4 protein-coding genes and 1 pseudogene are annotated in these 4,772 nt (G+C 65.3%); all 5 read left to right on the top strand.

Annotation, left to right across the window (positions count from 1 at the left end; genetic code table 11):
- Window positions 1-794: aminotransferase class I/II-fold pyridoxal phosphate-dependent enzyme (locus EN994_RS18265; protein WP_127307703.1), on the top strand; the 794-nt coding region annotated here is incomplete at its 5' end.
- A gap of 336 nt (window positions 795-1,130) precedes the next feature.
- On the top strand, window positions 1,131-2,099 hold the full coding sequence (locus EN994_RS18260; RefSeq protein WP_024504110.1) for a GlxA family transcriptional regulator: 969 nt from the start codon (window positions 1,131-1,133) through the stop codon (window positions 2,097-2,099).
- A gap of 321 nt (window positions 2,100-2,420) precedes the next feature.
- Window positions 2,421-3,725 carry a Xaa-Pro peptidase family protein gene (locus EN994_RS18250; protein ID WP_063169616.1) on the top strand — a complete coding sequence of 435 codons (1,305 nt, stop codon included), beginning with the start codon at window positions 2,421-2,423 and terminating at the stop codon, window positions 3,723-3,725.
- 103 nt (window positions 3,726-3,828) lie between these two features.
- Window positions 3,829-4,509, top strand: a complete 681-nt coding sequence (locus EN994_RS18245; RefSeq protein WP_063169617.1) for an isochorismatase family protein — start codon at window positions 3,829-3,831, stop codon at window positions 4,507-4,509.
- Window positions 4,506-4,772: pseudogene (locus EN994_RS18240) on the top strand (esterase); the annotation flags it as partial. The gene EN994_RS18245 and the pseudogene EN994_RS18240, both read left to right, overlap by 4 nt.

Below are 4,772 nucleotides of genomic sequence, written 5' to 3'. Positions count from 1 at the left end.
CGTTCGTCGACTTCACCGACCTTGCCGCTGTCGAGGCCGCGATCCGGCCCGAGACGAAAATGCTGTGGGTCGAAACCCCCACCAACCCGCTGCTGCGCATCGTCGACCTCGAAGGCGTCGCCGCACTTGCCAGGCGCAAGGGGATTCTCACGGTCGCCGACAACACCTTCTGCAGCCCCTATATCCAGCGGCCGCTGGAGCTCGGCATCGACATCGTCGTGCATTCGACGACCAAATATCTCAACGGCCATTCCGACATGGTCGGCGGCGTCGCCGTGGTCGGCGACAACAAGGATCTGGCCGCCCAGCTGAAATTCCTGCAGAACGCCATCGGCGCCATTTCGGGCCCGTTCGACAGTTTTCTGGCGCTGCGCGGCCTCAAGACCTTGGCGCTCAGGATGGAGCGCCATTCCGCCAACGGCCTGAAGATCGCGCAATGGCTGGAAGCGCGCCGCGACGTCCGCCGCGTCATCTATCCCGGCCTCGCCAGCCACCCGCAGCACGCCGTCGCCGTCCAGCAGATGCATGCCTTCGGCGGCATGATCACAGCCGTGCTCGACCGCGACCTAGCCGGCACCAAAAAGTTCCTCGAACGCACGCAATTGTTCACGCTCGCCGAAAGCCTCGGCGGTGTGGAGAGCCTGATCGAACACCCGGCGCTGATGACGCATGGCTCCATACCGGCGGAGAAACGGGCCGAGATCGGCATATCGGATTCGCTGGTAAGGTTGTCGGCGGGGATCGAGGATGGCGATGATCTGATTGCGGATCTGGAGCAGGCGCTGGCGGGTTAGAAGCTTAATCAACTTGCAACTTCAGCGTTGCCCCTCATCGCCCTGCCTTGGCTCCTTTCCTTTCCCTCCGGAGGGGAGAGAGGTGGCTCGGCGAAGCCGAGACGGAGTGGGGGAAGGCGTTCGCAGACGCGCAGTCGCCGCAAGACAGGCACAATCTGACGAGCAAGAGACCTCAGGGCGCGCGGCGAGGGTCGACCCCCACTCCGTCGAGCTTCGCTCGACACCTCTCCCCCGATCGACGAGGGAGAGGAAGGGCAAGGGGCGGCGCGCGGACGTCTCATGATGATGGACCGGCCAATTGACCCCGAACCCCATCTGCCCGAAATGTAGCGCCCCATGGCCACGCGCGAACCACCCAAGCCCACTGAACCCCTCACTTTCGCCGTGCTGGTGTTCCCAGGTTTTCCGATGATGGCGTTCAGCTCGGTCATCGAGCCGCTGCGCGCCGCCAATGTCCTGGCGAAACGGCAATGCTATCGCTGGATCATCGTCGGCGGCACGAAAGGTGCGGTCGAGGCGTCGAACGGCGTCGTCATCCAGCCGGGCTTTTACGCCGAGGATGCGCCGAAGGTCGACCGCATCGTCGTCTGCTCGGGCGGCGATGCCGATCACCTCGTCGCCGAGGACGCTGCACACTGGATCCGCAAGAGCCTGCGCAATGGCGCCCATATCGGTGCGGTGGCGGATGCCGCGTTCTTCCTGGCGCGCGCCGGCCTGCTCGACGGCCATGCCTGCACCTTGCACTGGACCAGCCAGGCCGCCTTCACCGAAGCCTTCCCCAACATCGAGCTCAGGCGCGACCTCTATGTTATCGACCGCAAGCGCTTCACCTCGGCCGGCGGTGTCGGCAGCCTCGACATGATGCTGGAGATCATCACCCGCGACTACGGCGCCGAGCTTGCCGCCGGCGTCGCCGAATGGTTCGTGCACAGCCAGCTGCGCTCCAGCATCGACCGCAAGATGATGCCGCTGCGCCTGCGCACCGGGGTCCAGAACGAGCTGGTGCTGTCGGCCATCGCCATCATGGAGGACGCGGTCGAGGAGCGGCTCGGCATGGCCGAGCTGACCGCGAAGCTCGGCGTGTCCTCAGACAAGCTCGAGCGCTCCTTCCGCTCCGAACTCGCCATCTCGCCCAATGGCTATTACCGGCGCCTGAGGCTCAAACGCGCCGCCGATCTTTTGGCGCATTCGACGCTCGCCGTGCGCGACGTGGCGCTGGCGTGTGGGTTTGCCTCGATGTCGAGTTTTGCCCGGGCGTTTCGCGAGGAGCATGGCCATCCGCCGAAGCTGGCGCGACGGCATTAGGCTTGGCGCTCGCTGACGCGGTGAGATGTTGGCGGGACAGCGCCCCCCTCTGTCCTGCCGGACATCTCCCCCTCAAGGGGGGAGATCGGACTGCATCTCTGCTTTCGCCAATCTCAGATGTTGAAGAAAAGAACGGCGGCATCGAAAATGCCAATCTCCCCCTTGAGGGGGAGATGCCGGGCAGGGCAGAGGGGGGCGCGAAGGATCGCGACGCAACCGATTAGCCAGCGGCATCCCGCACAACAGCTGCGGTTTTCCGCACAATCCTCCCGCCCCTCTTGCGCCATGCTGCGACCTCGCAACCCAGCCAAGGCCGAGCCCATGAGCATCGTCGTTTTCGACCCCGACAGCACCGAGGACGTGAACTTCAAGGATCGCATGCGCCACCCCGCGGCGGCCGATCCGGCCGGCGGCATGTGGCTGTCGGACACCGAACCGTCCTTCATCGATGCCGATGCCCTGCGCAAAGGCCGGCTGGCCAAGCTGCGCGGCTGGATGCGCAAGGCCGGCTATGGCGGCGTGGTGCTGTTCGATCCGTACAACCAGCGCTACGCCACCGGCTCGCGCAACATGTTCGGCTATTTCCTGCGCAACTCGACCCGCTATTTCTTTATCCCGACCGACGGGCCGATCGTGCTGTTCGAATACCCGCAGAGCTATCATGTCTCCATGGTACTCGACACGATCGACGAGGCGCGGCCTTCCAAGTTGGTCTGGTCGTCGGTCTCGGGCCGCGACGACGAGACCGCAGGTCCGTTCGCCGACGAGATCGCCGAGCTTTTGAAAAAGCATGGCGGCGGCTCGATGAAGCTCGGCCTCGACCGCTGCAGCCATCTGCAGGCGCTGGCGCTGGAAAAGCGCGGCTGTGAGGTCAGGGATTGCCAGGGCGAAATCCTGGCGGTGCGCGCGGTGAAGACGCCGGAGGAAGTGAAATGCCTGCAGGTGTCGATGGCCGGCGCCGAGGCTGCCGTCTATGCGGTGCGTGAGGCGATCAAGCCCGGCGTTTCCGAAAACGACCTGTTCGCCATCATGTATGGCGAGGTCATCCGCCAGGGCGGCGAGTTCATCGAGACGCGGCTGCTGACATCAGGCCAGCGCACCAACCCGTGGTTCAACGAGGCCAGCGGCCGCAAGATCCGCCCCGGCGAACTCTTGGCGCTCGATACCGACACCATCGGCTGCTACGGCTATTATTCGGATTTCTCGCGCACCTTCCGCTGCGGGCCAGGCAAGCCGACCCCTTACCAGAAGTCGCTCTACCGCATGGCGCACGATCAGGTTCAGCACAACATTTCGATCGTCAAGCCCGGCATGGCCTTCCGCGAGATCGCCGAGCAGGCGTGGAAGATCCCCGACCGTTTCGTCGACCAGCGCTACACCTCGGTCATGCACGGCGTCGGCATGCATGGCGAAACGCCGTTCATCGCGCATGCCATGGATTACGAGACCTATGGCCGCGACGGCCATATCGTGCCAGGCATGGTGGTGAGCGTCGAAAGCTATATCGGCGAAAAGGGCGGCCGCGAGGGCGTCAAGCTGGAGGACGAGATCCTGATCACCGAGACGGGCACGGAGCTTCTGTCGCGCTTTCCTTATGAGGACGAGTTTCTGGAGACGCAGGTTTGATACGGGCAACCAATGAGCGCCTCGTTGCCTGGCGCCCCCCTCTGTCCCGCCGGCATACGGAAGGGTCTTTGACTGCCTCGCCCATGCATCACGCAGGCGCCGCATGAAAACGCCCATCTCCCTCAAGCCCGGCACGGTGGCCGCGATCTTCATCGACCTGCAGGAAGAGCACCGGCAGGACCCGCGCTACCTCGTCGAGGGCTTTCCCACGATCCTCGCCAACGTCCAGCGCCTGCAGGCGGCGGCGCGGCGGAACCAGGTGCCGCTCTACCACTGGGCCTACATCGTCGATCTCGACAAGCAGGACCGCCCGTTTCATCCGCTCGGCGAGGACGGCAAGTCGGCCTTTTCCGACAAGAGCGATCCGCTGACCGAAATCTGCCATGAGGTGGCGCCGGCCAAGGGCGAGGCGCTGCTGATCAAGGCCGAGGCCAGCGCCTTCCGCACCGGGCCGGCGGCGGGCGACATCAAGTCGGCCGGCATCGAATGGTTGGTCATATCAGGCGTCTGGACCGAGGCCTGCATCGACGCGTCGGTCAAGGATGCGGTGGCCAAAGGCTTTCGCGTGCTGCTGGTCAAGGATGCCTGCGGCAGCGGCAGCGCGGCCATGCACCAGACCGGGATCCTCAACCTCGCCAACCGGCTCTATGGCGGCGCCGTCACCGACACCGACGGCGCCTGCCGGCTGCTGGCCGGCGAAACCGTCACCGTCTGGCAGGTCGAGGGCTCGGTGCCGCTGCGTTTCAGCTTCGACAACGCGGCCGCGCTCTACGCCGATCTATGACGCGCGGCCCCTACGAAACACGGCTCGACCCGGCCCTTTGGGCCTATATCGACGCCGTCAACGCCTGGCATCCGCCCGAGATCATCGGCCTGCCGATCGACAAGCAGCGCGCCGTCTATGACAGGATGAGCCGGGCTTTCCACCAGGGCCGCCCGCCCGGCGTCAAGGCCAGCGACGGGCTGATCGCCGCCGCCGGCCGCGACATCCCGGTCCGGCGCTACCGGCTCGAGGGCAACGCCGCCAAGGCGATGGTGGTCTACTAC

Origin of the sequence: Mesorhizobium sp. M7A.F.Ca.CA.002.09.1.1, from assembly GCF_003998555.1 — a bacterium.
Lineage (GTDB): Bacteria > Pseudomonadota > Alphaproteobacteria > Rhizobiales > Rhizobiaceae > Mesorhizobium > Mesorhizobium ciceri.
Note: the sequence above shows the minus strand (reverse complement) of the source record. Positions and strands in the feature narration are given on the sequence as shown.